Source organism: Ruminococcus sp. B05 (assembly GCF_003628495.1).
In the GTDB taxonomy this organism is placed as follows: Bacteria; Bacillota; Clostridia; order Lachnospirales; family Lachnospiraceae; genus Schaedlerella; species Schaedlerella hominis.
In genome coordinates this window covers 1-1,775 of record NZ_RBZR01000060.1, presented here as the reverse complement: position 1 = coordinate 1,775, position 1,775 = coordinate 1, and the positions used below count along the sequence as shown (strand labels likewise).

Below are 1,775 nucleotides of genomic sequence, written 5' to 3'. Positions count from 1 at the left end.
AAGTAGACAAGTTAAATAACTAAAATAAAGTGCTGATGAACGATCGTACGAAATGCGCGGTCGTTTTTCTATGCACACCATTTTTCTTTATATTTCTCAATTCGTTTGTTACGTGGAATTAAATATTCAACTGGTTGTCCGGTGGAAAGGGCTTCCGTTCTTATTTCTAGTGGGGTTTTACAATGATACCTATCCTGAGGTCGTTTCTCACTATAAAATTTAATGTAATCTGATATTGCAAATCTTAATGATGTCTCATCTGTTATCTCGTACATTTGATACATTTCCGTTTTTATAATCCCCCAAAACCCTTCCGTTGGACCATTATCTATACAATGCCCAACACGTGACATAGAATGTTCTATTTCATGTTCGTTGAGCTTTTTTTGAAACATTTTACTAGTGTATTGGAATCCTCTATCGCTATGAAAGAGTGGTCTTGCTTCAGGATTGGCAGCCAGTGCTTTATCAAAGGTTTTAAACACAAGCCTACTGTCATTTCGTATGCCAATTACATATGCAACCGGATATCTGTCATATAAATCAAGTATTGCGCTCAAATACAATTTTTTGTTTGTACCTGGAACTTTAAATTCAGTCACATCCGTAGTCCACTTTTTATTAGGAGCATCCGCATAAAAATCTCTGCCTAACTTATTTTCTGAAACAGATTCTGGTGTCGAGGGAGTATAGTTCTTCTTTTTCCTTCTAATTGCAGAATGAATTCCTAACTTTTTCATGATTCTATGTACTCGTTTAGGATTATAGCTTGTATGGTTGAAATGGTTAATCCATGAAGTCATTCTTCTATATCCTAAGATATGATTAAAGCGTTCGTCATACTCCTTTATAAGTTCTGCCAATTTCATATTTTCTGCTTCTTGTTCAGGAATCTCGCGATGCAACCATTTATAGTAGGCAGATCTTGATATTTCAAGTTGCTTACACATCCAATTAATACTCCAGTTCTTTGTTTCATAAAAAAACTTTATTGCCATAAATTTTGAATCATAGCGGAGTTTTCCAAGCCTCACATCCTTTCGAAATCCTGTACTTTTTTTAATAATTCAGCCAACATATCCTTTTCTTGTAATTGTCTTTTTAGGCGAGCATTTTCTCTACGAAGGCGTTCTAATTCATCTACTTCTTCATCTGTTTTATGTTGTCCTCGCCTATCAGTTAATCCTTCTTCACCTTGTGTAATATACTTTCTTACCCAAGAATAGACCTGATTATAAGAAACACCATAAATACTTGCTGTTCCTTTATAATCGTGGTTGTGATTAATACAGTAATCCACGATTTTCTTACGTTCTTCAATGGTTGTTTTTTTTCTTGATTCTGCCATATAAACCTCCCGTTTAGGATTATAATCCCGAAGTTTTCTATTAGCATTATACAATAAAACCCATCGTCTAAGTGTTTCTTTTGAAGGAATTCCGTATCGAGTAGCAATCGTTCTTAAACTACCTTTTCCAGCAATATAATCTTCAACCGCCGAAATCTTATCAGATGATAAATAATTTCTGTTACCACTAGAAGGAAGAAATGCATCAACTCCATCCTGAAGATATCTTGGAATCCAATCAGTGATAATAGAATTGCCATTTTTGAAATGAATGCCATATTTATCACATAATTCCATTTCTGAAAGGTTTCCATATAAGTATTCTTCACATACTTTTATAATTATTTCTTTTGAATATTTAGACATAAAAAACCCCCTTAAGTAGATTTTGGTTATTTACCTTGTCTACTTAAGGGGAATCATACCA

Annotated in this window: 2 protein-coding genes; both read right to left on the bottom strand. The window is 33.9% G+C overall.

Annotated elements, in window-relative coordinates:
• Positions 1–68 precede the first annotated feature (68 nt).
• Positions 69–998 carry an IS3 family transposase gene (locus tag D8Q48_RS16955; RefSeq protein ID WP_147342541.1) on the bottom strand — a complete coding sequence of 310 codons (930 nt, stop codon included), beginning with the start codon at positions 996–998 and terminating at the stop codon, positions 69–71.
• A 32-nt stretch (positions 999–1,030) separates the two neighbouring features.
• Positions 1,031–1,714 (bottom strand): helix-turn-helix domain-containing protein, encoded by a 684-nt coding sequence (locus D8Q48_RS16950; RefSeq protein ID WP_121057389.1) that lies wholly within the window; start codon positions 1,712–1,714, stop codon positions 1,031–1,033.
• Positions 1,715–1,775 lie beyond the last annotated feature (61 nt).